This window comes from Breoghania corrubedonensis, from assembly GCF_003053845.1.
In the GTDB taxonomy this organism is placed as follows: domain Bacteria; phylum Pseudomonadota; class Alphaproteobacteria; order Rhizobiales; family Stappiaceae; genus Breoghania; species Breoghania corrubedonensis.
In genome coordinates this window covers 750275-773917 of sequence record NZ_QAYG01000001.1, presented here as the reverse complement: position 1 = coordinate 773917, position 23643 = coordinate 750275, and the positions used below count along the sequence as shown (strand labels likewise).

Genomic DNA, 23643 nt, shown 5'->3' with positions numbered 1-23643 from the left:
ATCTGGGTTAACCGAAGAGGTACAGTCCGGCGAAACCGGCAAGGCCGACAATGATGCGCCACCAGGCGAACAGCGAGAAGCCGTGGCGCGAAACGTAGTCGAGAAGCCAGCGCACCACCACGACGCCGGCGATGAAGGCAGTGACGAAGCCCACGCCGATGACTGCGGCATCGTTGAGGGTTATGAGGTCGCGGTTCTTGAAGAGATCAAGGGCGAAGGCACCGGCCATGGTCGGCATCGCCAGAAAGAAGGAGAATTCCGCCGCCGAGCGCTTGTCCGTTCCCAAAAGCAGCGCGCCGACGATGGTCGAGCCGGAACGCGAAACGCCGGGAACCATGGCCAGCACCTGACAACAGCCGATCGCGAGATAGACGTGCATCGGATAGTGCGCCACGTCATGATAGCGCGGCTTGAGGTCGAGCCTGTCGACCCACAACAGAACGAGACCGCCGAGAAACAGCGTCGTGCAGATCAGCGCCGGCGAGGCGAACAGGACCGCCTTGATGAAGTCGTGGGCGAGAAAGCCGATGACGGCGGCCGGCAGGAAGGCCAGCAAGATGCCGGCCACGAAGTAGCGGCTTCTGGGATCGGACGGCAGGCTGATGAAGAGCTGCCACAGCTTGGAGAAATAGACCGACAGGATCGCGAGGATCGATCCGAGCTGGATCAGGACCTCGAAGGTCTTGCCGGGGTTCTCGAAGCCCATGAAATGTCCGAGCAGCAGCAGGTGGCCGGTGGATGAGACGGGAATGAATTCGGTCAGGCCCTCGACGGTGCCCAGGATAAGCGCCTCGAAGATGGTCTGTAGGTCCATGGGAATGTGGTCCGCTGATGACTGGATAGGATACGGATAGGGCGTTGCGAGAGGGGCAGGCCGGTTATGCCCGGCCTTGTACCCGATCCGGGCCTCTGTCCGGTAGTTGATCTGGCGGCGCCTTCCGGCGTCGGGTAAGGGTCTTGAAGGTGCCTGCCGGCCGCATATCGGCGCTTGCAGGATCCGTTTACCGGTTTCTCGTATTGGGCACATCAACAATGTTGATGGCGGCCCAACGGACCGCGGTACGAGTATATGAACCACGCATGCTGATCGTATATCACCATCCTTTCTCGCCGGCCTCGCGCTTCGTGCGCTTGGCGCTGCACGAATATGGCGTCAACTTCGAAGCCTACCTGGAATTCCCGTGGCAGCGCCGCCGCGATTTCCTGTTGATCAATCCCGCCGGCACCGTACCCGTGGCGGTGGAAAACGACGGCACGCCGGTCTGCGGCGCCGGGGTGATCATGGAATATCTCGACGAGACGCGCGGCTACATGATCCCGGAAAAACGGCTGATGCCCGACAATGCCGAGCGCCGGGCGGAAGTGCGCCGCCTCGTCGACTGGTTCCTCGGCAAGTTCGACCGCGAGGTGATCGGCCATTTCGTGCGCGAGAAGGTCTACAAGCAGGAGATGCCGAAATCGGCCGGCGGCGGCGAGCCTGATTCGGCCGCACTCAGGGCCGCGCGCACCAACATCCGCCACCACATGCGCTACATCGGCTATCTGGCGGCGTCGCGCCGCTGGCTCGGCGGCGACAAGCTGAGCTTTGCCGACATGGCGGCGGCGGCCGAGCTTTCGTGTGCCGACTACCTGGGCGAGGTGCCCTGGGAGGAGGACGAGCACGCCAAGGCCTGGTACGCGCGGGTGAAATCGCGGCCGAGCTTTCGCAGCCTGCTCGGCGAGACGATCCCCGGCATGCGCCCGGCGCCGAGCTACGCGGATCTCGATTTCTGAGACGCAAGTTTTGAACGGGCAGGCGAGGGGAGCCGGGTGTGCGGCTTGAAAAGGCCATAGCCGAAAAGGCGCGGGCGCTGGGCTTCGATGCCTGCCGCATCACCCATGCCGACGCGATTCCTGAAGCGCCTGAGCGGCTTGCCCGCTTTCTCGCCGATGGCCACCACGCCACCATGGAGTGGATGGCGGAGACGGCGGATCGCCGCGCCGCGCCGCGCGTGCTGTGGCAGGACGTACGCTCCATCGTCATGCTCGGCATGAATTACGGCCCCGACCGCGATCCGCTGGAAAATCTCACGCGGCCCGAGGTCGGCTCGATCTCGGTCTACGCCCGCCACCGCGACTATCACGACGTCATCAAGGGCAAGCTCAAGACGCTCGCCGGCCAGATCGGAGCACTTGCGCGAGACGGCGGGCCGGATGTCAAAGTCTTCGTCGATACCGCGCCGGTGATGGAAAAGCCGCTGGCGGCGGCCGCCGGGCTCGGCTGGCAGGGCAAGCACACCAACCTCGTCTCGCGCGAATTCGGCTCCTGGCTGTTCCTGGGCGCGATCTTCACCACGCTCGATCTCGAGGCCGATGCGCCCGAGGCGGACCGTTGCGGCTCCTGCCGCGCCTGCCTCGACATCTGCCCGACCAGGGCCTTCCCCGCGCCCTATCGGCTCGATGCCGGGCGCTGCATCTCCTATCTCACCATCGAGCACAAGGGCCCGATCCCGCGCGAATTCCGCCAGGCCATCGGCAACCGCATCTATGGCTGCGACGATTGCCTCGCCGCGTGTCCGTGGAACAAGTTCGCCGAAACCGCACGGGAGGCGAAGCTCAAGGCGCGCGCCGATCTGGAGGCTCCGGCCTTGGCGGATCTCGCAAAGCTGGACGATGCGGCCTTCCGCGCGCTTTTCTCCGGCTCTCCGGTCAAGCGCATCGGCCGCGACCGCTTCATCCGCAACGTGGCTATCGCCATCGGCAATTCCGGGGACGCGGCTTTGGCGCAAACGGCGCGGAGACTGCTCGGCGATCCGGCCCCGGATGTGCGCGGCGCGGCCGTCTGGGCCCTGTCGCGGTTGCTGCCGGGGGACGAGTTCGCCCGGCTCGGGCGCGAAAACGCGGAGCGGGAGGAAGACCCGTCCGTGCGCGAGGAATGGCATTCCGGCGCTGCCTCCTGAGCGCTTTCGTCTGCCGCCCGTTCGCAGTTTGCGGCCGCTGCTGCACGTATCCGTGGTGATCCTTTCCTTTCGCAATCGCGAACAGGTTTCCCATTCGCGTCATTGCCCCTAAAGTCGGCGGACCGAACCGGCTCGGGAGAAGCCGACGGGAACCTGGGAGGATTTCATGGATCTTGGCGCACGGCTGAAGGGCCGACGCATACTTGTCACCGGCGCATCCAGCGGGCTGGGCACGCATTTTGCCGAAATCTGCGCGAAAAACGGCGCCAGCGTCGCCGTCGCCGCACGGCGCATCGATCGGCTGGAACAACTCGTCGGCGAGCTGAAGGCCGCCGGAGCGCCCGAAGCCGTCGCCCTGCCGCTCGACGTCACCAACGAAACATCGGTGAAGGACTGCACCGCGGCGGCCGCCGAGGCGCTTGGCGGGCTCGACGTGCTCGTCAACAACGCGGGCATGGCGAGCGAGGGGCTGTCGCTCGATCAGACGATCGAGGATTTCGACGCCGTGCTCGACGTGAACCTGCGTGGCGTGTGGCTGATGGCGACGGAGGCCGCCCGCCACTGGCGCGATGCGAAAAGCCCCGGCGCGATCATCAACATCGCCTCGGTGCTCGGGTTGCGCGTTGCCCCCGGCGTGGTTCCTTATGCGATCTCGAAGGCGGGCGTCGTGCAGCTCACCAAGGCGCTGGCGCTGGAGCTCGCGCGCTTTGAGGTGCGCGTCAACGCGATCGCGCCGGGCTATTTCGCCACCGAGATCAACGAGGGCTTTTTCGAGACCCCGCGCGGCGAGGCGATGGTCAAGCGCATCCCGATGCGCCGCATCGGCCATCTTGGAGAGCTCGACGCGCCGTTCCTGCTGCTGGCCACCGACGCCTCGTCCTTCATGACCGGTGCCGTCATTCCCGTCGACGGCGGCCACCTCGTCAATTCGCTCTGATCCCGCCCTCTCTTTCTGCCTTTTCCCCACCGTCTCTTTCTGCCCTTGCAAGGAACACGACCGATGGATTTCACGCTCGATCCCCGTCACGAGGCGCTTCGCCTCAGCGTGCGCGCGTTCGTCGCCGAACATCTGCTGCCGATCGAATCCGATCCCGCGACCTACAACGAATACGAGAACATCCGCCTTGCGCTGCGCGACGAGCTGCGCGTGAAGGCGCGTGCGGCGGGGCTGTGGGCGCCGCAGGTGTCGCAGGAGCGCGGGGGGCTGGGGCTTTCCATGGTCGGCCAGGCCGTCTTCTACGAGGAGGCGAACCGCTGCGTCTTCGGGCCGTGCGTTTTCAACAGCGCCGCGCCCGACGACGGCAACATGCGGCTTCTGGAAATGACGGCCACGGAAGAGCAGAAGGCGCGCTGGCTGCAGCCGATCATCGAGGGCGAGGTCAACTCCTCCTTCGTGATGACCGAACCGCATCCCGGCGGCGGCTCGGACCCCGGCATGACACGCACCCGGGCCGAGCGCTACGGCGACAGCTGGAAGATATACGGCCACAAGTGGTTCATCTCGGGGGCTGCGATCGCCAAGCACTTCATCCTGATCGCGCGCACCGACGACAATCCGGACGAGAAGCGCCGGCATCTCACCGCCTTCCTGTTCCACCGCGACCAGCCGGGCTGGCGCATCGTGCGGCGCATCGAGAACATGGGCCCGGATGAGCACGGCGGCGTGTGCGAGCTGGAATTCGACGGTCTGGAGATCCCCGACAGCTGCCGGCTGATGGAGGTGGGCGACGGGCTGAAGGTGACGCAGATCCGCCTCGGCCCGGCCCGTCTCACCCATTGCATGCGCTGGCTCGGCGTTTCCAAGCGGGCGATGGAGATCGCGCAGGAATACGTCTCGCGCCGCGAGGGCTTCGGCGTTCGCCTCGCCGATCGCGAATCGGTCGGACTGGCGCTCGGCGAGGTGGCGCACGAGATCCAGATGGGCCGGTTGCTGGTCATGCACGCGGCCTGGAAGCTCGACCAGGGCGACCGTGCCCGCAAGGAGGTGTCGAGTGCCAAGATCCACATGGCCGACACGCTGCACAAGGCGATCGACACCGCCATCCAGCTCAACGGCGCGCGCGGCTATTCCAAGGACACCATGCTGGAATGGATGTACCGCTACGCCCGCTGCGCCCGCATCGTCGACGGCGCCTCGGAGGTGCACAAGATGGTGCTGTCGCGCTTCTATGCGAAGGAAGGCGACGACTACTGGAGCTGGGGGTAGGGCGTCCTGCGTTCAGCCGCAAATCGTGTGAACCTCCGTCGCTACCGTTCCCCGCGCCGATAGGCCTGCATCAGGGCCTGCGGCACCCTTGCGCGCCGGGCCATCACCACGAGCGCGACGATCGACATGATGTAGGGCACCATCAGGAAGAGCTGATAGGGCACCGCCTTGCCCACGGCCGTCTGCAAGCGCAGCTGATAGGCGTCGAACAGCGCGAACAGAAGCGCGCCCAGAAGCGCCCGGCTCGGCCGCCAGGAGGAGAACACGACGAGCGCGATGCACACCCAGCCGCGTCCCTGGATCATGGTCGGAAAGAACGAGTTGAACGCCGACAGCGTCAGGAATGCGCCGCCCACGCCCATCAGCGCGCTGCCGGCCATGATCGCGCCGTAACGCACCGTGATCGGGTTGACGCCCTGCGCCTCGGCCGCATGCGGGTTCTCGCCCGTCATGCGCACCGCAAGCCCCAGCGGCGTGAAGAACAGCACGTAGCCGAGCACGACGGCGAGAGCTATGGCGAGATAGGTCGGCGCGGTCTGGGTGAAGAGCGCGGGCCCCACGAAGGGCAGGTCGGACAGGCCCGGAATGTCGATCGGCTGGAACGGCACGATGGTTGGCGGCGTGCCTTTGATCGGCACGATGAGGCGGAACAGGAAATAGCTGAGCGAACTGGCAAACAGCGTAATGCCGAGCCCGGTGACGTGCTGCGACAGGCCGAGCGTCACCGTGAGCGCCGCGTGCAGCAGCCCGAACAGCGCGCCGCACAGCGCTGCCACGAGAAGCCCCATCCACAGATCCGCGCCATTATAGACGGCGAGCCAGCCGGCCATCGCGCCGAATGTCATGATGCCCTCGATGCCGAGATTGAGCACGCCCGAGCGCTCGCACAAGAGCGCGCCCAGCGTGCCGAAGATCAGCGGCGTGGCGATGCGCAGCACGGCGGCCCAGAGCCCTGCGGAAGCGAAGATGTCGAGGATCTCCATCACTTGACGATCCTGTACTGCGTGAAGAACAGCGCCACCAGCATGGTCAAGAGCGACAGCGCGACGGTGACGTCGGCGATATAGCTCGGGATGCCGATGGCCCGGCTCATGCCGTCCGCGCCGACGAACATCGCGGCGGTGAAGAGTGCGGCCGCGATGACGCCGATGGGATGAAGATTGGCGAGCATGGCGACGATGATGCCGGAATAGCCGAAGCCCGGCGAGAGATCCGTGGTGACGTAGCCCTTCACGCCCATCACCTCGACAGCACCGGCAAGCCCGGCCAGTCCGCCGGAAAGGCACGCCACCTTGATCAGCGTGGAGGCGAGCGGCACGCCGGCGAATTTCGCGGCCCTGGGGTTGAGGCCTGCCGCCTTCGACTGCATGCCGAAGACCGTGCGCGCCTGCACGACATGGACGACGACGGCGATCGCGATCGCCACCGCGAGCCCGATGTGGAGCCGCGAGCGTTCGATCAGTTTCGGCAGGATCGCGTTGTCGGCGACCGGCACCGACTGCGGCCAGCCGAAGGCCAGCGGGTCCTTCAGCGGCCCCTCGATCAGCATGGAGACGAACAGCACGGCGACGAAGTTCAAAAGCAGCGTGGTGACCACTTCATCCACGCCGAACTTGAGCCTCAGCCCAAGCGGCAGCAGCAGCACGATCATGCCGGCGATGGCGCCGATGAGCATCAGAAGCGGAATGGCGAGTGCTGCCGGCAGCCCGGCGGTCGCCTGCGCCCCGAAGGCGGCGACCGCAATGGCGCCGATATAGAACTGGCCTTCCGCGCCGATGTTCCAGACCTGCGCCCGGAAGGCGACGGCGGCGGCAAGTCCGGTGAAGATCAGCGGCGTCGCCCGTGTCAGCGTCTCGGTGAAGGCGAGTTTGGAGCCGAAGGAGCCGACGGCGATCTGGTAATAGGCCTGAAGCACCGGCGCCCCGGCCAGCGCGATCAGCGCGCCGGAAATGGCGAGCGCGGCGACGATGGCGATCACCGGCGAGGCGATGACGAGGGCGAGCGGGCGGTGGGCGCGGCGTTCAAAGCGCATGACCGGCCTCCCCGTGCTGACTGTCCTTGTTCCAGTCGCCTGCCATCATCAGCCCCAGCTTCTGCGCATTCGCCTCGTCCGCTGCAAGCGGCGGCGACAGCCGTCCCTTGACGATGGCGCGGATGCGGTCGGCAAGGCTCAGCACCTCGTCCAGATCTTCCGAAATCAGCAGCACGGCGGCCCCTTTGGCGCGCGCCTCCAGAATGCGGGTGTGAACGGCGGCAATGGCGCCTTCATCGAGCCCGCGGGTGGGCTGCGCGGCGATCAGCAGTTTCGGCTGGTCGTGCAGGTTGCGCCCTAAAATGAGCTTCTGCATGTTGCCGCCCGAAAGAAGCCGGGTGCGCCGGTCGGGCGCGCCGCCGCGCACGTCGAAGTCCTTGATGATGGTCGCCGCGAACGCGCGCGCCGCCGCCCTGTCGACAAAGCCGTTTTTCGAAAAGCGCCTCGAGCGCACCCGCTCCAGAATGGCATTTTCCCAAAGCGTCATCTCGCCGATGGCGCCTTCGGTGTTGCGGTCTTCGGGAATGCGGCCGACGCCGGCTTCCACCAACGCTTCCACGCCGGTCGGGATCGGTTCGCCGAAGAGCCTGAGTTCGCCTGCGGTCGCAGCCGACAGGCCGGAGACGAGATGGGCGAGCTGCCCCTGACCATTGCCGGAAACGCCGATGATGCCGAGCGTCTCGCCGGCGCGGATCTGGAAGTTGAGATCGGAAAGCCGGGGCACGCCGTCGACGACGAGCGAGGCGCCGATCGCCTCCAGTACCACGTCGCCCGCCTTGCCCGCCTCGCGCTTGGGCCGCGCGACCTGGCGCCCGACCATCAGTTCGGCCAGCTCTTCCTTGGTGGTCGCCGCCGCCTGGCGTTCGGCCACCACCTTGCCGCCGCGCAGCACCACCACCCGGTCGGCCGCCGCCAGCACCTCGTTGAGCTTGTGCGAGATGAAGATCAGCGACAGGCCCTGGCGCGCCATTTCGCGCAAGGTGGAAAACAGCCGCTCGGCTTCCGCGTTGGTCAGCACCGCCGTCGGCTCGTCGAGGATCAGTATGCGGGCGTCGTTGTAGAGCGCCTTGAGGATCTCCACGCGCTGCTGCTCGCCGACCGACAGATCGCCGAGGCGTGCGTCCGGATCGACCGCCAGCCCGAAGCGGTCGGCGATCTCGGCGAGCTTCCGGCGCGCCGATGCCGTGTCCGACTTTGCCCGCCACAGGCTCTGGGTGCCGGTCATGACGTTTTCCAGAACCGTCAGGTTCGCGGCGAGCGAGAAATGCTGGTGGACCATGCCGACACCGGCATCGATGGCCGCCCGTGGCCGGCCCGGGGGCAGGGCGCGGCCCTCCACCTCCACCGTGCCCTCGTCGGGCGTGTAGTGGCCGAACAGGATCGACATCAGCGTCGTCTTGCCCGCGCCGTTCTCGCCCAGCAGCGCCAGCACCTCGCCGCGCGCCAGATCGATGGAAACCGCATCGTTGGCAATGGTATCGCCGAAGCGCTTGGAGATGCCCGAGAGGCGCAGAACCGGTGTCTCGCTCATGCCGGCAACCCCGCGACCGGAAAACGGTGGGCCCATGGCCGCAGGCGCTCCAGCGTTTCGGCCAGCGTCAAAAGCCGCCTGTCGGCGCCCATCGGGCCCATGATCTGGACGGGAAGCGGCAACCCGTCCGCATCCTCGCCAAACGGCAGGGCAAGGGCGGGAACGCCGGTCATGTTGGCGAGCGAGGCGAGCGGCGCAAACGCCGTCATGCGGCCCCAGTGCGCCTCGACCGCGTCGTGATCGGTCGGGAAGGCGCCAAGCTTCGGCGGTGCGGCGCTGAGCATCGGCGTCAGCAGCAGATCGACCTCGCCGAAGAGCCGCCACATCGCATGGGCGGCGAGCACGGCCTCCTGCTCGGCGCTCCAGAGCTCGGCCGCAGGCAATGCCCGGCCGCGCTCCAGCACCGCACGCGTCAGCGGTTCGAGCTTGTCCTCGTCAAGCTCGCCGTTGGCGAACGCGGCGGCCATCGATGCGCAGATGATGCGGTCGAAGCCGCGCATGCCGCTGGCGACGAGGGTCTGGAGGCGGGCAAACGGAATGTCGGCTATCCGGTGGCCGGCGCCTTCCAGAAGGGCGGCCGCCTCGCGCACCGCCCTCTCTCGCGCCGGATCGAGCGCGAAGGGGCCGAGATCGCCGATGAGCCCGATGGTCAACCGGCTCTGGATATCGGGATCGAGGACGGGTTCCGGCGTCGGCCCCTTGGCATGGCCGGCCAGATGATCGAAGGCCCGGCGCGCGTCGCGGACCGACCGGCAGACGGCGAATTCGCTGGCGAGCCCGCCCAGATGATTGCCGAAATCGGGCCCGCCCGGCATCAGCCCGCGCGTGGGCTTCAGGCCGATGAGGCCGCAGCAGGCGGCCGGCACGCGGATCGAGCCGCCCGCGTCCGTCGCATGCGCGATGGCGACGATGCCGGCCGCGACCGCCGCCGCCGCCCCGCCGGAAGAGCCGCCGGGCGTGCGTTCGGGATCGAGCGGGTTGCGCGCCGGCGGCAGGCCGATGGGCTCGCTCGCCAGCGACAGGCCGAATTCCGGCACCAGCGTGGAGCCGAAGGGGATCAGCCCCATCTTGCGGAAGCGGCGGGCGAATTCGCTGTCGGCGGTGCCGTCGGCGATGCCGCGCAGCGCGTTGGAGCCGGCACTTGCGGGAATGCCGGCGAACGGGCTGCCGAGGTTTTTGGCAAGCGTCGGCACGCCGGCAAATGGCCGGGTGACGAACCGGGCCGGCCGGTCGAGCCGCTCCTGCTCCATCACCTCCGCGACGCAGAGCCCGAGTTCGGGCACGAGGACGTCGACGGCGCCGAAGCCGGAATGGGTCTGGGCTGCGGCGATCGCGGCTTCCATCGCCTCGATCGCGCTCACATGCGAAGACGCGATGGCCTCGGCAAGGGCCATCGCGTCGTCTTGTCCTGTCATGGTTGGTCGGGCGTTCACGCCGTTGGTCGCAGTTCTGATTTCGGCGCCGTCTTACTTCGGCTCGCTCATGTCGCGCGGCACCTCGAACGTGCCGGCCTTGATCTCGGCACGGCGCTTCTCCATCGCCTCTTCCGCTTCCTTGGGCGCCACGCCCTTGGTGTAGACGATGTCCGAGCCGCCGTCCTTCATCAGGCCGTAGGCGGTGTAGATCTTGCCGACCGGCTTGCCGGCCTTCACGTCGGCCACCGCGGCGTCGAGGATCGGGCGGAAGTACCACATCGCGTTGGCGAACACCGTGTCGGGATAGCGGTCGGTGTAGTCGATCAGCGAGCCGACGGCCTTGATGCCGCGTTCCTTGGCGGCGTCCGCCGTGCCGATGCGCTCGCCGAACAGGATGTCCGCGCCCGCGTCGATCTCGGCAAGCCCCGCCTCGCGCGCCTTCGGCGGATCGAAGAACGTGCCGATGAACGAGACCAGCGTCTTGCACTCCGGGTTCACCTCATGAACGCCGGCGTTGAAGGCGTTGATCAGGAGGTTCACTTCCGGGATCGGAATGGCGCCGACGGAGCCGACCACGTTGGTCTTGGTCATCTTGCCGGCAAGCATGCCCGCCAGATAGGCACCGTCGAAGTTCCAGGTGCCGAAGACGCCGAAATTGTCGCCCGACGCCTCGCCCGAGGAGCCCATCAGGAAGGCCACGTCCGGATAGTCCTTGGCGACCTGGCGCGCCTCGCGCTCCACCGCGTAGGATTCGCCGACGATCAGGTCGACGCCCTTTTCCGCGTATTCGCGCATGGCGCGCGGGTAGTCGGTGCCCGACACGCCCTCGGAGAACTCGTACTCGATGACGCCGTCCTTGGCCGCCGCCAGCAGTGCTTCGTGCAGGCGCGAGTTCCAGGCGTTCTCCACCGGCGAGGCGTGAATGCCCGCCACCTTCAAGGGCGTGTCCGCCAGAACGGCCCGCGTGCCGGAAAGCGTAACCGCAAGGCCCGCGCCAAGAGCCGCGCCGCTCGCAAGAACGCTGCGGCGTGTCATCGATTTCAGGATCGCCATATCCCTGTTAACCCCGGTTGTGCGGCCGTCGTGCGCCCGCTTGTTGTTTCGCGTAAATTTGACCGTCTGCTCAAATTTTTGTCAAGCAGCCGGCCTGCACAATATTGCATCGTGCGGGATTGTTCTCCCGGCGGTTTGCCGCGCCTCTCACGAGGCCGCGATCGGCGCGTAATCCGCGGGATCGACGGTTTGCGGCCGCCCTTCGATGTCGAGCTCCGCAATCCTCGGTTGCGTCCTTGCAATGATCCTGCCACGGCGGATGACCGCGAGCCGGGTCGCCTTCAGCCTCAGCGCCTCCAGCGGATCGCGCGCCTGCAGCAGAACCATGTCGGCGTTGCAGCCGACCTCCAGCCCGTAGCCTTCAAGCCCGAGCGCGCGCGCCGAGTTGACGGTGATCGCGTCGAAGATGCGCTTGCGGTCGGCGATCGAGGTCATCTGCGCCACGTGCACGGCCATGTGCGCGACCTCCAGCATGTCGCCCGAACCCATCGAGTACCAGGGATCCATCACGCAGTCGTGGCCGAAGGCGACGTTGATGCCGGCATCCATCAGCTCGCGCACCCGCGTCATGCCGCGCCGCTTGGGGTAGGTGTCGTGCCGGCCCTGGATGACGATGTTGATGAGCGGGTTCGGGATGGCGTTCAGCCGTGCCTCCGTCATCAGCGGAATGAGCTTGGAGACGTAATAGTTGTCCATGGAGTGCATGGAGGTGAGGTGCGAACCGGAAACGCGGCCCTGAAGCCCGTGGCGCAAGGTTTCCGCCGCCAGCGTCTCCACATGGCGCGACATCGGATCGTCGCTCTCGTCGCAATGCATGTCGACCATCAGCCCGCGTTCGGCCGCGATGCGGCAGAGCGCCTCCACCGAGCGCCGGCCGTCCTCCATCGTGCGCTCGAAATGCGGGATGCCGCCGACCACGTCCACGCCCATGTCGAGCGCGCGGTTGAGCGCGTCCACCGCCGCCGGGCAACGGTAGTAGCCATCCTGCGGAAAAGCGACGAGCTGCAGGTCGATAGTGGGCGCGACCTTCTCGCGGACCTCTAGCAGCGCCTCCACCGTGACAAGGCCGGGATCGGAGACATCGACATGCGAGCGGATCGCCAGCAACCCTTGCGAAACCGCGAGATCGCAATATTTCAGCGCCCTCTCCACCACCGCTTCGCGCGTCAGCGTCGGCCGCAGTTCGCCCCAGAGATCGATGCCCTCGAGAAGCGTGCCGGAAACGTTCATCCGCGGCAGGCCGAGCGACAGCGTCGCGTCCATATGGAAATGCGGGTCCACGAAAGGCGGCGAGACAAGCCGTCCGCCCGCCTCAATGATCTCTCCCGCTTGCCCCTCTATGGCCCGCTCGATAGCGGCGATGCGGCCGTCCTTGACGGCAATATCAACGCCCTCCCGCCCGTCGGGCAGGTTGGCGTTTCGGATGAGAAGGTCGAACATGGCGGGGTTTTCCGGGGACTCGCGGATGGAGAAAGCCTCTCCTTGTCCTCAATCACCGCCGCCAGATCAAGCCTGACAATGTCGCGCTACCGTTTCGGTGGAAAGAACGGGGGAAAGATGCGCCCCCGTTCCCGCCCGTCCGATCGCGGATCGTGCGGCGGGTGCCCGGTCGTCGGGTCGCCTCGCCAGCGTCATTCGCCGCCGCGCGTGGCGGACCGCAGATAATTGATCATGCCGGAAAAGTCCTTGCCCGCGCCGCCGTTTTCCAGGAAGTGGCTGTAGAGTTCCAGCGCGCGCGCGCCCATCGGCGTCGCCTGGCCGGAGGCCTCGGCCGCCTGTTGCGAAAGCCCCAGATCCTTCGCCATCAGCTCGGCCGCGAAGCCGGGCTTGTAATCGTTGTCGGCCGGGCTTTTCGGCCCCACTCCCGGCACCGGGCAGTACGTGTTGACCGACCAGCAGAAACCGGAGGATGTGGAGATCACGTCGAAGGCGGCTTCCGCCGAAAGCCCGATCTTTTCGGCCAGCGCGAAGGCCTCGCAGGCCCCGATCATGGAAATGGCGAGCAGCATGTTGTTGCAGATCTTGGCCGATTGCCCGGCCCCGCCGTCCCCGCAATAGACGAGCTTGCCGCCCATCACGTCGAGGATCACGCTCGCCTTGTCAAAGGCCTCGCGCTGCCCGCCGACCATGAAGGTCAGCGTACCGGCCGCAGCCCCCGCCGTGCCGCCGGATACGGGCGCGTCGAGCGACAGGAGGCCCGCCTTCTCCGCCATCGCATGGGCCGTCCTGGCGCTCGTCACATCGATGGTGGAGCAGTCGATCAGCACCGCGCCGGGCTTCGCCGCCGGCACGATCGTCTCGTAGACCCTGGTGACGATGGCGCCGTTGGGCAGCATGGTGATGACGAAATCGGCCGCAGCGACCGCCTTTGCCGCGTCGTCGGCGACCGCCATTCCCTCCGCCCGGGCCTTCTCCTGCGTCTCGGGCACCGTGTCGAAGGCAACGACCGAATGGCCGGCCTTGACGAGGTTGATGGCCATGGGCAGGCCCATGTTGCCAAGGCCGATGAATGCGATGTCGCTCATTTTTCGTTTCCTCCCAGAGTGGTGGGACGTGTCGGGACGCGGCGATGTCGCGCGCGCTCCTTGCGGCCTGCCGTACGCCTCCCGCCGGCCGGCCCGTCCCTTCAAAGACTGTTCCGATTCCTCGCACCGGACGATTTCACGGAAAACTTAGCCCCTCCGGCCCGCGCCCCGCCAGCCTCCTTTTGGCGAGCCTGGCGCGGGCGCCTGCTCGGGCCTCCGGCTCTGGCCCTTCCCTCGTCATTGCCTGGACCAAGCCGGGCAATCCATCTTCGGCTGCGGCGTGCGCGGGGCGTGCTGGATCACCCAGACAGAGCCGGGCAATGACGGAGGAGGGGCATGAGCGGAAGGGGCCGGACGGCAAGTGCGGCGCTCATTGGCGGATCCCGGCTGGCGAGGGACGCGGCGCCGCGTGTCCCGCACGAGATACAGTTCAGGTTTCCACGCCTGTGCGGTCTGTTTCGCCCGCACATTCGATGTCACCCCCGCTTGCGCGGGGATGACATCGTGTCAGGCCGCGACCTCCCTTTCCCTGCCATGCCGGTTGCCTATGGCTGAAATGCTTTGCCAGCGTTTCTGGCCCCACTTAAATCTCGCGTTCGAAAATGGGAGGACATTTTCCGAGATGACGGACGGCGAAGAGCACGAGCGGCTTCGTGGCGTGGCTGAGACGCTGTCGCCCTTCAGCAGCGCCCTGGGAATTCGCACGGTCAGCTTCGCACGCGACGAGGTCGTGGGCGAAATGCCGGTGGAAGCCTGGCTTGGCAACCGCAACGGTGTGCTGCATGGCGGGGCGCTGATGTCGTTTGCCGACAATCTGTGCGGCACCGCCACGCTTTTGAACCTGCCCGAAGGCCAGGGCACGGTGACGCTCGAAAGCAAGACCAACTTCCTGCGCCCCATCCGCATCGGCGATACAGCACGCGGCGTCGCCACGCCCTACCATCGCGGCCGCAAGACGATGATCTGGGAGGTCAGGATCTTCCGCGGCGACGGCAAGCTCGCCGCCGTCGTGTCGCAGACGCAGCTCGTGCTGGAATGGCAGGAGGGAGGCGAGGGCGCCGACGGCGCGCAGGAAACGCATGGCGTTCAGGAATGACGCTGACACCGAATACGACCCGGGAGGAAAAGAAGAAGATGTGGACGGTTGAAACCCTGCGCGCGGCGGCCGGATTGCCGGTAATCGGCGCTCCGATGTTCCTGACCTCCGGCGTCGATCTGGTGGTCGAGCAATGCAAGGCCGGCGTCATCGGCACGTTTCCGGCGCTGAACGCCCGGCCCCAGCCCGAACTCGACCGCTGGCTCTGCGCGATCGAGGCCCGGCTCGCCGCCTTCGAGGCGGAGACCGGCCGCAAGGCGGCGCCCTACGGCGTCAACCTGATCGTGCATGAATCCAATCCGCGTCTTGACGAGGATCTGGAAGTGATCGCCGCTCACAAGGTGCCGCTGGTCATCACCTCGCTTTCCCAGCCCGGCACCGTGGTCGAGCGCGTCCACGGCTACGGCGGGCTCGTCTTTCACGACGTGATCAACATGCGCCACGCCCGCAAGGCGGCCGGCGCCGGGGTCGACGGACTGATTCTGGTTGCCGCCGGCGCGGGTGGCCATGCCGGCCGGATGTCGCCTTTCGCGCTCGCCGGCGAGGCGCGCCGCTTCTTCGACGGCGCGCTGATTCTCTCCGGTGCCATCGCCGATGGTCGGGCGATCGTGGCGGCGGAGGCGCTCGGCTGCGACTTCGCCTATATCGGCACGCTGTTCCTGACGGCGGCGGAATCGATGGCGATCGATGCGCACAAGGAGATGGCGGTCGCCTCCACGGCTGCCGACATCATCTATTCGCCGATGTTCACCGGCACCCACGGCAACTATCTGGCGGGCTCCATCGCGGCCGCCGGCATCGATCCGGCCGAGGCCGCGTCGGCCGAACCCCGCCGCATGGATTTCGCCGCAGGCGCGTCCAAGCCGAAGGCGTGGAAGGAGATCTTTGGCGCCGGGCAGGGCGTGGGCTCCATCGATGCGATCGAGCCGGTCGCCACCATCGTCGCGCGCCTTGCCACGGAGCGCGATGCCGCCCGCAAGCGGATCTGCGGGGCGTAAGGCCCCAAGCCTTTCTCCCGCTCCGTTCTCTGCGCCGTCATCACCCGGCACCCGCTTTCGCGGGCAAAGGCTCCGTCCGGGTGATCCGGAGCCGCGGGAATTTCGGGTGCGGCCCAACCACGTCCAGCACGGACATCCTAGCCGCTCGTCCGTCCATAAAGCGTGGCTGCGAAATAGCGCGCGACGTCTGCCAGTTCGCGGGCGAGCGCCTCCAGTTCCGCCTCCGACATCTGATCCCGGATGGTGATGCCGCTGATGCCGAGCCGGGCGTTGCCGCGCTCGTCCAGAACGGCGGCGGCGACGATGTCGACGCCCTGGAACAGGTTCCCGCGATCGAACGCAAAGCCCGTCTCGCGGGCCTTGTCGACGTCGCGCGCATAGTCCTCGAAGCTTGGCGGGTTCTGCCAGCGCAGTTCGGCGAAGCGGCGCTTCAGGTCCGCCCGGGGCAGCCCGCGCGAGGCGGCGACGCAGCGCCCGATCGCGCCGATGAGGGCCGGCAGGCGCGAGCCGAGCTGCATGTCCACGCGCACCACCGTGCCCTTCACCTCCCGGTCGACCAGCACGATCCTGTCGCCCGGCGTTACTTTCCACAGCCCGATCAGCGCCTTGTGCGTCTCCGCCAGTTCCGAAAGGCGCGGTTGCAGCAGGTCCACCTGGTTGGTGCCCAGAAGCGGCACGGAGAATTCCAGAAGCCCGACGCCCGGCCGGTATTCCTTGGTTTCGGGGTCAAAGGCGACGAGCCCTTCCTTGGCCAGCGTGCGCGCGATGTTGAAGGTGGTGGAAACGTTGATTTCCGTTTCGCGGGCGATGCGGGCAACGCCCGCCGGCCCGTGCGCATGCGTCAGGAAACGCAGGATCGCCACCGCGTTCTCCACCGCGCCGACATATTTCGTTGCCCCCTGGCCGGTCTCTCCCTCGGGCGCGGCCTCGCCCTCTTCGCTGTTCTTTCTTCGCATTTCCAGCCTCGTTTCGGGCCTGATGCCGGCCCGGGGATCGGCCCTGCTCGGCCGATTTCAATGGTTTACGTGATCCGCGAAACCGCATCGCAACGCAACAGGGCGCAACGGGACGCCGCGGATTTTGATGCGGTGCAATATAGCTTTCTCTTTGCAGAATACCATTCTTGATGTAGAAAACGCTCTAGGCATAAAGCCTAACTCTCTGGGAGGAGAAAAAATGAAAAAAGCGAGATTTGCCTCGGCCGTCGCCGCGGCAACGCTGTGCATCGCCGTCGCGGGAAGCGCCATCGGCAGCGCCCATGCCGAGGATCTGAAGATCGGCGCGCTGTTCCCCCTGTCGGGCCCCAATTCCGCCTATGGCGACATCTTCGCCTCCGGCGCCAATCTCGCCGCCCAGCACGTCAACGCGGACAACATGCTCGGCGGGCGGCTGACGATCGAATACGAGGACAGCCAGGCCCTGCCGCAGCCGGCCGTCGTGGGCATGACCAAGCTCATCGAAGTGTCGCAGGTGCCATACGTGCTGTCGGCCTTCACCGGCGTTTCCAAGGCGATCTCGACGCTTGCCCAGCGCAGCGAGACGGTGGCCGTCAACGGCGGCGGCGTCGGCCCGGACCTTGCCAAGCTCGGCCCCTATTTCTGGAACGTCATTCCGCTGGCGAACCTCGAAGTGCGCGCCATGGTGCCGTATCTGGCCGACCAGGGGCTGAAGAAGGTTGCGCTGGTCTATGTCGACGATCCGCTCGGCCAGTCGATCCTGGACGAACTGAAGGCGACGCTGCCGGACGTGGGCGGCGAACTGGTCGACGCCATGTCGGTGCCCACCAACACGCAGAACTTCTCCGGCATCGCCGCCAAGGTGCGCTCGGCCGGCGCGGACGTGGTCTACATCGCCTCCTACGGCGCCCAGCAGGTGCAGATCGCCAAGCAGTTGCGCGACAACGGCGTGGAAGCGCAGTTCGCCTCCTATTCGGGCTTCTCCGTGCCCGAGGCGATGAAGCTGCCGGAGGCCGACGGCCTGCTCTTCACCACGCAGGCGGTCGACTACACCTCCTCCGATCCCGTCACCAAGCGCTTCGTCACCGACTACGAGGCCTCCCACCACCGCATGCCCTCGGCCTATGTGGCCAACTACTACAATGCGGTCCGTCTCTTCGCGCTGCTCGCCCACGCGCTGGAGGAAAAGGGCGAGCCCGTCACCGGTGCCAATCTTCTGGCCCAGCGCAAGGCGACGAAGTCGTTCGATCTCGTCGGCGGAACCGTGTCCTTCCAGGACAACGGCACCCTGCTTGCGCCGATCCAGGTGAACCGGGTCGAAAAGGGCGCACCCGTCGCCCTGACCACCGTCAGCATCCAGTAAAGACGGCACCCGCTCCATGCTCTGGCTCCAGCTCACCTTCACGGGGCTGCAGGTCGGCGCGCTCTATGCGCTGACCGCGGCCGGGTTCTCGCTGATCTTCGGCGCGACCCGCGTGTTCCACTTCGCCCACGGCGCAGCCTTCGTGCTGGCGGCCTATGTCTTCTACTGGGCCGAGACCTCGGGCCTCGGCATGGTGGCGGGCATCGTGCTCGCAGCCCTCGCCGCCATGGCCTTCGGCGTGGCGATGGACCGGCTCGTCTACGCGCCGATCCAGCGTCACGAGGGCTCCTTCTTCACCGTCTTCGTCGCCTCCTTCGGCATCGGCATCGCGGTGCAGAACGTGCTGGGCATGGTGTTCGGCCGTTCCTTCGTCACCATCTCCACCGGGCTCAGCCGCTCGGTGAAGCTGATGGACGGGGTCTACGTCTCGCCGCTCGCCTGGATCGCGGTCGCCTGTGCGGGGCTGTTCTTCGTGGCGCTGCTTCTCTTCCTCAACCGCACCCATGTGGGCATGGCGCTGCGCGCGCTGGCGGATTCGCCGGAGCTGATCCGCGCCTACGGGCTCGATCCGCGACGGCTCTCCTCCATCGCCTTCGCGCTCGGTTCGCTGCTGGTGGTGCCCAGCGCGGTCATCACCGCACTCGGCTCCGGCCTCAACCCGACGCTCGGCCACCACGTCATGCTGATCTCGCTCGCGGCCACCATCGTCGGCGGCATCGGGTCCATCGGCGGCGCGCTGGTGGCGGGCTTCATTCTGGGCCTTGCCGAAAACCTCGCGCTCGTCGTCTTCGAGAGCCAGTGGACCGAGGCGGTGACCTTCGCGATCCTCTTCCTCGTCATCCTCCTTCGTCCCGCCGGTCTCTTCGGCCGCCACGCGACACGCTGAGGAGACCCATCATGCAAGCCTATCTGCTCAATCTCGGCGTACTGATCTCGATCTACTCGATCCTGGCGATCACGCTGAACTTCATCATGGGCTACGCCGGCATCTTCTCGCTGGCGCATGCGGTGTTCTTCGGCGTCGGCGCCTATACCGGCGCGCTGGTGGCGATGAGCCTCTCCGCCTCCATCTTCGTCACTGTGCCCATCGCCATGGTCGTGGCCGGCGTTCTGTCGCTGGCGCTCGCCCTGCCGGCGCTCAGGGTGCGCGGCGAATATTTCGTCGCCGCCTCGCTGGGCCTGCAGGTGCTGGCCGTCACCGTCTTTTCGGAATGGAAGTCGGTCACTGGCGGCATCGGCGGGCTCATCGGCATCCCGCCCGTCGATCTTGTCGGCTACCAGATCTACCGTCCGGCCGCCTTCTTCCCGCTGTCGCTCGCCGTCCTCGTCCTGGTGCTGGTGGCGACGCGGCTTCTGGTCCATTCCAGCTTCGGCCGCTCTCTCACCGCCATCCGCGACAGCGAGAGTGCTGCGGAAAGCTTCGGCAAGAATGTGCCGCTCATCAAGACGATCTCGGTCGTCATCTCCGCAGCGCTGGCGGCCATCGCCGGCGTGCTCTACGCCCATTATCTCGCCTTCATCAACGTGGAGAGCTTCACGCTCGACACCTCGGTGCTGGTCATGGCGATGGTGATCATCGGCGGCACGGGCACGGCGGCGGGCCCCGTCGTGGGGGCCGCGCTTCTTCTTCTGCTGCCGGGCCTGCTCTCCTACATGAGCTTCCTGCCCCAGACCCAGATCGGCGCCATCCAGCAGATCATCTACGGCCTCGGCATGGCCGTTCTCATGATCTTCCGCCCCGGCGGTCTGGTCGGACGATCGAAGGCGAAGGCGCGCACGCGGCCAAAGGACCCCGACACGGAAGCGCAGGCTCCCGCGTCCAGACCGGCGGAGGCCGCCCGATGACCGCATCCGCCGCCACAAACGCTGCCGCCCGGCCCGTCGAGGCGCCCGAGGTCCTTCTGGAAATCCGCAACCTGGAGAAGCACTTCGGCGGGGTCCACGCGGTTTCCAACGTCTCCATGGACCTGCGCGCGGGCATCGTCACCACGCTCGTCGGCCCCAATGGCGCCGGCAAGACGACGCTCTTCAACCTGATCACCGGCCATCTGGTGCGCTCGGGCGGTTCGCTTCGCTGGCTTGGCCGCGACATCGCCGGCATGAAGCCCTATCGCATCGCCCGTCTCGGCATCGCCCGCACCTTCCAGGACCTGCGCCTCTTCAACGACATGACGGTTGAGGAAAACATCCTCACCGTCATGGAGCCCGGCGCCCTGCCGTTCTCGCTCTCCGGCCCGTCGGCCCGGGAAAAGCGGGCGAAGGTGGAGCACGTGATGGAGCGCACCGACCTCATCGACAAGGCGCATGTGCGCGCCATCGATCTCGCCTATGCGGAACGCAAGTTCCTGTCGCTGGCGCGCATCATGGCGGCCGATGCCCGGCTGTGGCTGCTCGACGAGCCGGCCTCCGGTCTCGATCCCAACAGCTACGAGACCTTCCTGCGGCTCCTGCGCGAGGAGGTCGCCGCCGGCGTCACCGTCTGCATCATCGAGCACAATCTCGACATCGTCGTCGGCATCTCCGACCGCATCGCCTTCCTCGACCGCGGCCGCCTGCTCGCAGACGGCGAGCCCAAGAGCGTTCTGGAGAACCCGGAACTGACGGCCATCTACTTCGGAGACCGGGCATGAGCGCGCAACAAGACCAACGCCGCGGCGGGGCGCCCATCCTGGAGGCGCCCATTTTAGAGGCGCGGGGCCTCACCACCGGCTATGGCGGCGCGCTGGTGCTGGAGGATCTCGATATCACGCTCCACGAGGGCGAGGTGCTCTGCCTCATCGGCCACAACGGGGCGGGCAAGTCCACCCTGATGAAGACGCTGTTCGGTCTCCACCCGGCCGAGGCCGGCGAGATCCGCCTGCGCGGAGAGCCGGTGACCGGCGCCGATCCCAAGTCGCTGTCGAAGGCCGGCATCGCCATGGTGCCGGAAGGGCGCGGCATCTTCCCCAGCCTCACCGTCAACGAGATCTTCGAGATGGGCATGTGGGCGGTCGGCGTGCCCGAGGACGAGCGTGCCGAGCGGCGCGACTGGGTCTTCTCCATCCTGCCGGTCATCGCCGAATTCCGTCACCGCCGGGCAGGCACCCTGTCGGGCGGCCAGGCGCAGATGGTCTCCATCGGCCGGGCGCTTCTGGGGCGGCCGCGCATCCTGCTGCTTGATGAGCCTTCCATCGGGCTGGCGCCGAAACTCTTTCAGGATCTGCTCGCCCCCATCCGCGAGCTCCAGCAGCGCGAGGGGCTCTCCATCCTGCTGGTCGAGCAGAACGTGCGCGAGGCGCTGAAGATCTCCGACCGTGTGGAGGTGATGAAGTCCGGCCGGATGATCTGGAAGGGCCTGCCGGAAGACCTCGCCGACAATTCCAAGCTGATGGCGCTCTACTGATGAAACACAGACTGGATGATCTTCTGGCGGCCGCGCGCGGCCGCGCCGGTTCGCTCCTCGTCACCGAGGAGGGGGGCACGCTTGATGCCGCCGCCTTCGATGCGCTCGTCGCGCGCGCGGAGGGCTGGCTTCAGGCACAGGGGCTCTGCACGGGCGACTGCATCGCCCTGTGGCTCGTCAACCGGCCGGAATGGCTGGCCTTCCTGTTTGCCTGCGCCCGGCGCGGCGTGGCGATCGCGGCGGTCAATACCCGTTATCGCACCAGCGAGCTGGAGCACATCCTGAAATCCTCCGGCGCGCGCATGCTGCTTCTCGCACCCCGCACCGGCAAGATCGATTTCCTGTCGATCCTGTCGGGGCTTGAGGACGCGGACCTGCCGGATCTCGCCACCATCGCGCTCTTCGACGCCTCCGATGCGCTGCCGGACATCCTGATCGGCCGTCCCGTGGTCGCCGTCGAACTGGATGGTATTTTGCCGGCTAATGAAAAGGTCGGCGAGCCGGACGCCGTCAGCGATGCGGCCACCGAACCGGACCGGCCGCTGATCTTCTTCACCACGTCGGGCACCACCAGCGCGCCCAAGCTGGTCACGCATTCCGAGCATACTCTGGCGCTTCATGCGCTGCGCTCGGCGAAAAGCTACGGATTCGATGCGCCGGGTGCTGCCTATCTCGCGGCCATGCCCTTTTGCGGCGTCTTCGGCCTTAACGCCACGCTGGCGGCGATGGCCGGTGCCGCGCCGCTGCATCTTGTCACCATGTTCGATGCCGCGGCCGATGCCCCGCGCATCCGGGCGCATGGTCTTACCCACATGGTCGGCTCCGACGAGATGTACCGCCGGCTGCTGGAGGTCGATCCCGGCTGTCTCGATCGCGCGCGCTGCTGCGGCTTTGCCGCCTTCACGCCGGGCGTCGGCGAGATCCTGCTGGAGGCGGCGCGCCGCGGCGTGCCGTTGCGCGGGCTCTACGGATCCTCGGAGGTTTGCGCGATCTTCGCCGTTCAGGATGGCGATGCGGTGCCCGAGGAACGGGTGAAGGGCGGCGGCCGGCCCGCCTCGCACGATGCGCAGGTGCGCGTGCGCGAGGTGGAAAGCGGCAAGCTTCTGCCGCCGGGCGAGGTGGGCGAGCTGGAGGTTCGCGCGCCCACCAATTTCCTCGGCTATTTCCGCAACCCGAAGGCGACGGAAAAGGCCATCGATGCGGAGGGGTTCTTCCGCACTGGCGACATGGGCTACCTGCGCGACGACGGCAGCTTCGTCTATCTGGCGCGCATGGGCGACGCCATCCGCCTGTCCGGCTTTCTCACCGATCCCGCCGAAATAGAGGAGGTGCTGCGCGCCGCCCCCGGCGTCAGCGATGCGCAGGTGGTCGCGGTCGTGGAGGGCGGGCAGAGCCGGCCCGTCGCCTTCGCCATCACGCCCGATCCGGCCAATTTCGACGCCGACGCGGTCATCGCCGACGCGCGCGGCAAGCTCGCCGCCTACAAGGTGCCGATCCGCGTCTGGCCGCTTGAGACCTACCCCACCACCGACAGCGCCAACGGGCTGAAGATCAAGCGCGCCACGCTGCGCGCCATGGCCGAAGAGCGCCTGAAGGAGGAAAACCGATGACCACAAATACGTCCTCCGGCTCCGAGACTTCCGGCCCCACGACCATTGGACCGGGCCACCGCGCCATGCATTTCGAGGACTTCGTGGAAGGTCAGGTCTTCGAGACGGGCGGTCGCACGATCACCGAGACCGACCTCACCATGTTCTCGATGCTGACCGGCGACTGGAACGCCATCCATTCCGATGCCGATTTCGCCCGCACCACCCGCTACGGCGAACGGCTCGTGCACGGCAGCTTCGGCATTGGCCTGGCGATCGGGCTGATGCACGGGCTCGGCATCTTCGAAGGCTCGGCCGTTGCCATGCTCGGCATTTCCGACTGGCGTTTCGAAAAGCCGATCCTGATCGGCACGACGCTGCGCCTGCGCCTCACCATCCTCGACAAGGAGCTGCGCGGCACCGGCCGCACCGGACCAAGCCGCACGGGCCGCATCGGCCGGCGTTTCGATCTCATCGACAGCGACGGCGCCTGCGTGCAGAGCGGCCGCAGCGATGTCCTTGTCACCACCCGCGCCGGGCTTTCCGCCTGATGTCCGC

The 23643-nt window shown here is 67.0% G+C and carries 22 protein-coding genes; 13 read left to right on the top strand and 9 right to left on the bottom strand.

The annotated features are described in order from the left end of the window. Nucleotides 1–7: 7 nt before the first annotated feature. Complete coding sequence (locus C8N35_RS03395; protein WP_107988184.1) at nt 8–814, bottom strand: undecaprenyl-diphosphate phosphatase; 807 nt, start codon at nt 812–814, stop codon at nt 8–10. A gap of 266 nt (nt 815–1080) precedes the next feature. Here C8N35_RS03395 and C8N35_RS03390 point away from each other — a divergent pair, with 266 nt between their 5' ends. From C8N35_RS03390 to C8N35_RS03375, 4 genes are all read left to right on the top strand, one after another. Beyond that, complete coding sequence (locus C8N35_RS03390) at nt 1081–1773, top strand: glutathione S-transferase family protein (protein WP_107988183.1); 693 nt, start codon at nt 1081–1083, stop codon at nt 1771–1773. Between the two features lie 38 nt (nt 1774–1811). Next, nucleotides 1812–2939: a tRNA epoxyqueuosine(34) reductase QueG gene (gene queG, locus C8N35_RS03385; protein ID WP_107988182.1), complete on the top strand. Its 1128-nt coding sequence runs from the start codon at nt 1812–1814 to the stop codon at nt 2937–2939. Nucleotides 2940–3105: 166 nt separating this feature from the next. Beyond that, the gene (locus C8N35_RS03380; protein ID WP_107988181.1) at nt 3106–3876 is read left to right on the top strand and encodes an SDR family NAD(P)-dependent oxidoreductase; all 771 of its coding nucleotides are present in this window, start codon (nt 3106–3108) and stop codon (nt 3874–3876) included. A 63-nt stretch (nt 3877–3939) separates the two neighbouring features. Further along, a complete protein-coding gene (locus C8N35_RS03375) occupies nt 3940–5145 on the top strand; it encodes an acyl-CoA dehydrogenase family protein (protein ID WP_107988180.1) in 1206 nt (401 codons plus the stop codon). A 41-nt stretch (nt 5146–5186) separates the two neighbouring features. Here C8N35_RS03375 and C8N35_RS03370 read toward each other — a convergent pair whose 3' ends face one another. The 7 genes from C8N35_RS03370 to mmsB form a co-directional block, all read right to left on the bottom strand. Next, nucleotides 5187–6128, bottom strand: a complete 942-nt coding sequence (locus C8N35_RS03370; protein WP_428977085.1) for an ABC transporter permease — start codon at nt 6126–6128, stop codon at nt 5187–5189. Then, entirely contained in the window at nt 6128–7177 is a 1050-nt protein-coding gene (locus tag C8N35_RS03365) for an ABC transporter permease (protein ID WP_107988178.1), read from the bottom strand. The genes C8N35_RS03370 and C8N35_RS03365 overlap by 1 nt, the downstream gene beginning before the upstream one ends. Next, nucleotides 7167–8708 carry an ABC transporter ATP-binding protein gene (locus C8N35_RS03360; RefSeq protein ID WP_107989052.1) on the bottom strand — a complete coding sequence of 514 codons (1542 nt, stop codon included), beginning with the start codon at nt 8706–8708 and terminating at the stop codon, nt 7167–7169. The genes C8N35_RS03365 and C8N35_RS03360 overlap by 11 nt, the downstream gene beginning before the upstream one ends. Beyond that, on the bottom strand, nt 8705–10123 hold the full coding sequence (locus C8N35_RS03355) for an amidase (protein ID WP_107988177.1): 1419 nt from the start codon (nt 10121–10123) through the stop codon (nt 8705–8707). The genes C8N35_RS03360 and C8N35_RS03355 overlap by 4 nt, the downstream gene beginning before the upstream one ends. A 51-nt stretch (nt 10124–10174) precedes the next feature. Continuing rightward, nucleotides 10175–11176, bottom strand: coding sequence for a BMP family protein (locus C8N35_RS03350; protein ID WP_245926642.1), 1002 nt, complete (start codon nt 11174–11176; stop codon nt 10175–10177). 147 nt (nt 11177–11323) lie between these two features. Then, nucleotides 11324–12616, bottom strand: a complete 1293-nt coding sequence (locus C8N35_RS03345) for an amidohydrolase family protein (protein WP_107988176.1) — start codon at nt 12614–12616, stop codon at nt 11324–11326. Nucleotides 12617–12807: 191 nt separating this feature from the next. Continuing rightward, nucleotides 12808–13806 carry a 3-hydroxyisobutyrate dehydrogenase gene (mmsB, locus tag C8N35_RS03340; RefSeq protein ID WP_281261762.1) on the bottom strand — a complete coding sequence of 333 codons (999 nt, stop codon included), beginning with the start codon at nt 13804–13806 and terminating at the stop codon, nt 12808–12810. A 517-nt stretch (nt 13807–14323) separates the two neighbouring features. On the opposite strand from mmsB, the gene C8N35_RS03335 reads away from it, so the two are divergent. Beyond that, nucleotides 14324–14797, top strand: coding sequence for a PaaI family thioesterase (locus C8N35_RS03335; protein ID WP_107988174.1), 474 nt, complete (start codon nt 14324–14326; stop codon nt 14795–14797). Continuing rightward, nucleotides 14794–15795 (top strand): NAD(P)H-dependent flavin oxidoreductase, encoded by a 1002-nt coding sequence (locus C8N35_RS03330; protein ID WP_342753475.1) that lies wholly within the window; start codon nt 14794–14796, stop codon nt 15793–15795. The genes C8N35_RS03335 and C8N35_RS03330 overlap by 4 nt, the downstream gene beginning before the upstream one ends. 137 nt (nt 15796–15932) lie before the next feature. Here C8N35_RS03330 and C8N35_RS03325 read toward each other — a convergent pair whose 3' ends face one another. Further along, nucleotides 15933–16751 carry an IclR family transcriptional regulator gene (locus C8N35_RS03325; protein WP_107988173.1) on the bottom strand — a complete coding sequence of 273 codons (819 nt, stop codon included), beginning with the start codon at nt 16749–16751 and terminating at the stop codon, nt 15933–15935. Nucleotides 16752–16971: 220 nt separating this feature from the next. On the opposite strand from C8N35_RS03325, the gene C8N35_RS03320 reads away from it, so the two are divergent. The 7 genes from C8N35_RS03320 to C8N35_RS03290 are packed head-to-tail and all read left to right on the top strand — an operon-like array spanning nt 16972 to nt 23636. Beyond that, nucleotides 16972–18114, top strand: coding sequence for an ABC transporter substrate-binding protein (locus C8N35_RS03320; protein ID WP_107988172.1), 1143 nt, complete (start codon nt 16972–16974; stop codon nt 18112–18114). 16 nt (nt 18115–18130) lie between these two features. Further along, on the top strand, nt 18131–19000 hold the full coding sequence (locus tag C8N35_RS03315) for a branched-chain amino acid ABC transporter permease (protein ID WP_107988171.1): 870 nt from the start codon (nt 18131–18133) through the stop codon (nt 18998–19000). A gap of 11 nt (nt 19001–19011) precedes the next feature. Then, on the top strand, nt 19012–19959 hold the full coding sequence (locus tag C8N35_RS03310) for a branched-chain amino acid ABC transporter permease (RefSeq protein ID WP_107988170.1): 948 nt from the start codon (nt 19012–19014) through the stop codon (nt 19957–19959). Next, nucleotides 19956–20744: an ABC transporter ATP-binding protein gene (locus C8N35_RS03305; protein ID WP_107988169.1), complete on the top strand. Its 789-nt coding sequence runs from the start codon at nt 19956–19958 to the stop codon at nt 20742–20744. The genes C8N35_RS03310 and C8N35_RS03305 overlap by 4 nt, the downstream gene beginning before the upstream one ends. Continuing rightward, complete coding sequence (locus C8N35_RS03300) at nt 20741–21496, top strand: ABC transporter ATP-binding protein (RefSeq protein WP_107988168.1); 756 nt, start codon at nt 20741–20743, stop codon at nt 21494–21496. The genes C8N35_RS03305 and C8N35_RS03300 overlap by 4 nt, the downstream gene beginning before the upstream one ends. Further along, nucleotides 21496–23106 carry an AMP-binding protein gene (locus tag C8N35_RS03295; RefSeq protein WP_107988167.1) on the top strand — a complete coding sequence of 537 codons (1611 nt, stop codon included), beginning with the start codon at nt 21496–21498 and terminating at the stop codon, nt 23104–23106. Before C8N35_RS03300 ends, C8N35_RS03295 begins: the two co-directional genes overlap by 1 nt. Then, nucleotides 23103–23636 carry a MaoC/PaaZ C-terminal domain-containing protein gene (locus C8N35_RS03290; protein ID WP_107988166.1) on the top strand — a complete coding sequence of 178 codons (534 nt, stop codon included), beginning with the start codon at nt 23103–23105 and terminating at the stop codon, nt 23634–23636. Before C8N35_RS03295 ends, C8N35_RS03290 begins: the two co-directional genes overlap by 4 nt. The last annotated feature ends 7 nt before the right edge of the window (nt 23637–23643 follow it).

Coding starts and splice junctions, on each gene's coding strand:
- C8N35_RS03365 (WP_107988178.1), bottom strand. CDS start 7,177: ATGCGCTTTGAACGCCGCGCCCACCGCCCGCTCGCCCTCGTCATCGCC.
- C8N35_RS03300 (WP_107988168.1), top strand. CDS start 20,741: ATGAGCGCGCAACAAGACCAACGCCGCGGCGGGGCGCCCATCCTGGAG.
- C8N35_RS03345 (WP_107988176.1), bottom strand. CDS start 12,616: ATGTTCGACCTTCTCATCCGAAACGCCAACCTGCCCGACGGGCGGGAG.
- C8N35_RS03310 (WP_107988170.1), top strand. CDS start 19,012: ATGCAAGCCTATCTGCTCAATCTCGGCGTACTGATCTCGATCTACTCG.
- C8N35_RS03380 (WP_107988181.1), top strand. CDS start 3,106: ATGGATCTTGGCGCACGGCTGAAGGGCCGACGCATACTTGTCACCGGC.
- C8N35_RS03370 (WP_428977085.1), bottom strand. CDS start 6,128: ATGGAGATCCTCGACATCTTCGCTTCCGCAGGGCTCTGGGCCGCCGTG.
- C8N35_RS03295 (WP_107988167.1), top strand. CDS start 21,496: ATGAAACACAGACTGGATGATCTTCTGGCGGCCGCGCGCGGCCGCGCC.
- C8N35_RS03315 (WP_107988171.1), top strand. CDS start 18,131: ATGCTCTGGCTCCAGCTCACCTTCACGGGGCTGCAGGTCGGCGCGCTC.
- C8N35_RS03350 (WP_245926642.1), bottom strand. CDS start 11,176: ATGGCGATCCTGAAATCGATGACACGCCGCAGCGTTCTTGCGAGCGGC.
- C8N35_RS03305 (WP_107988169.1), top strand. CDS start 19,956: ATGACCGCATCCGCCGCCACAAACGCTGCCGCCCGGCCCGTCGAGGCG.
- C8N35_RS03330 (WP_342753475.1), top strand. CDS start 14,794: ATGACGCTGACACCGAATACGACCCGGGAGGAAAAGAAGAAGATGTGG.
- C8N35_RS03325 (WP_107988173.1), bottom strand. CDS start 16,751: ATGCGAAGAAAGAACAGCGAAGAGGGCGAGGCCGCGCCCGAGGGAGAG.
- C8N35_RS03375 (WP_107988180.1), top strand. CDS start 3,940: ATGGATTTCACGCTCGATCCCCGTCACGAGGCGCTTCGCCTCAGCGTG.
- C8N35_RS03320 (WP_107988172.1), top strand. CDS start 16,972: ATGAAAAAAGCGAGATTTGCCTCGGCCGTCGCCGCGGCAACGCTGTGC.
- C8N35_RS03290 (WP_107988166.1), top strand. CDS start 23,103: ATGACCACAAATACGTCCTCCGGCTCCGAGACTTCCGGCCCCACGACC.
- C8N35_RS03335 (WP_107988174.1), top strand. CDS start 14,324: ATGACGGACGGCGAAGAGCACGAGCGGCTTCGTGGCGTGGCTGAGACG.
- C8N35_RS03355 (WP_107988177.1), bottom strand. CDS start 10,123: ATGACAGGACAAGACGACGCGATGGCCCTTGCCGAGGCCATCGCGTCT.
- C8N35_RS03390 (WP_107988183.1), top strand. CDS start 1,081: ATGCTGATCGTATATCACCATCCTTTCTCGCCGGCCTCGCGCTTCGTG.
- C8N35_RS03395 (WP_107988184.1), bottom strand. CDS start 814: ATGGACCTACAGACCATCTTCGAGGCGCTTATCCTGGGCACCGTCGAG.
- C8N35_RS03360 (WP_107989052.1), bottom strand. CDS start 8,708: ATGAGCGAGACACCGGTTCTGCGCCTCTCGGGCATCTCCAAGCGCTTC.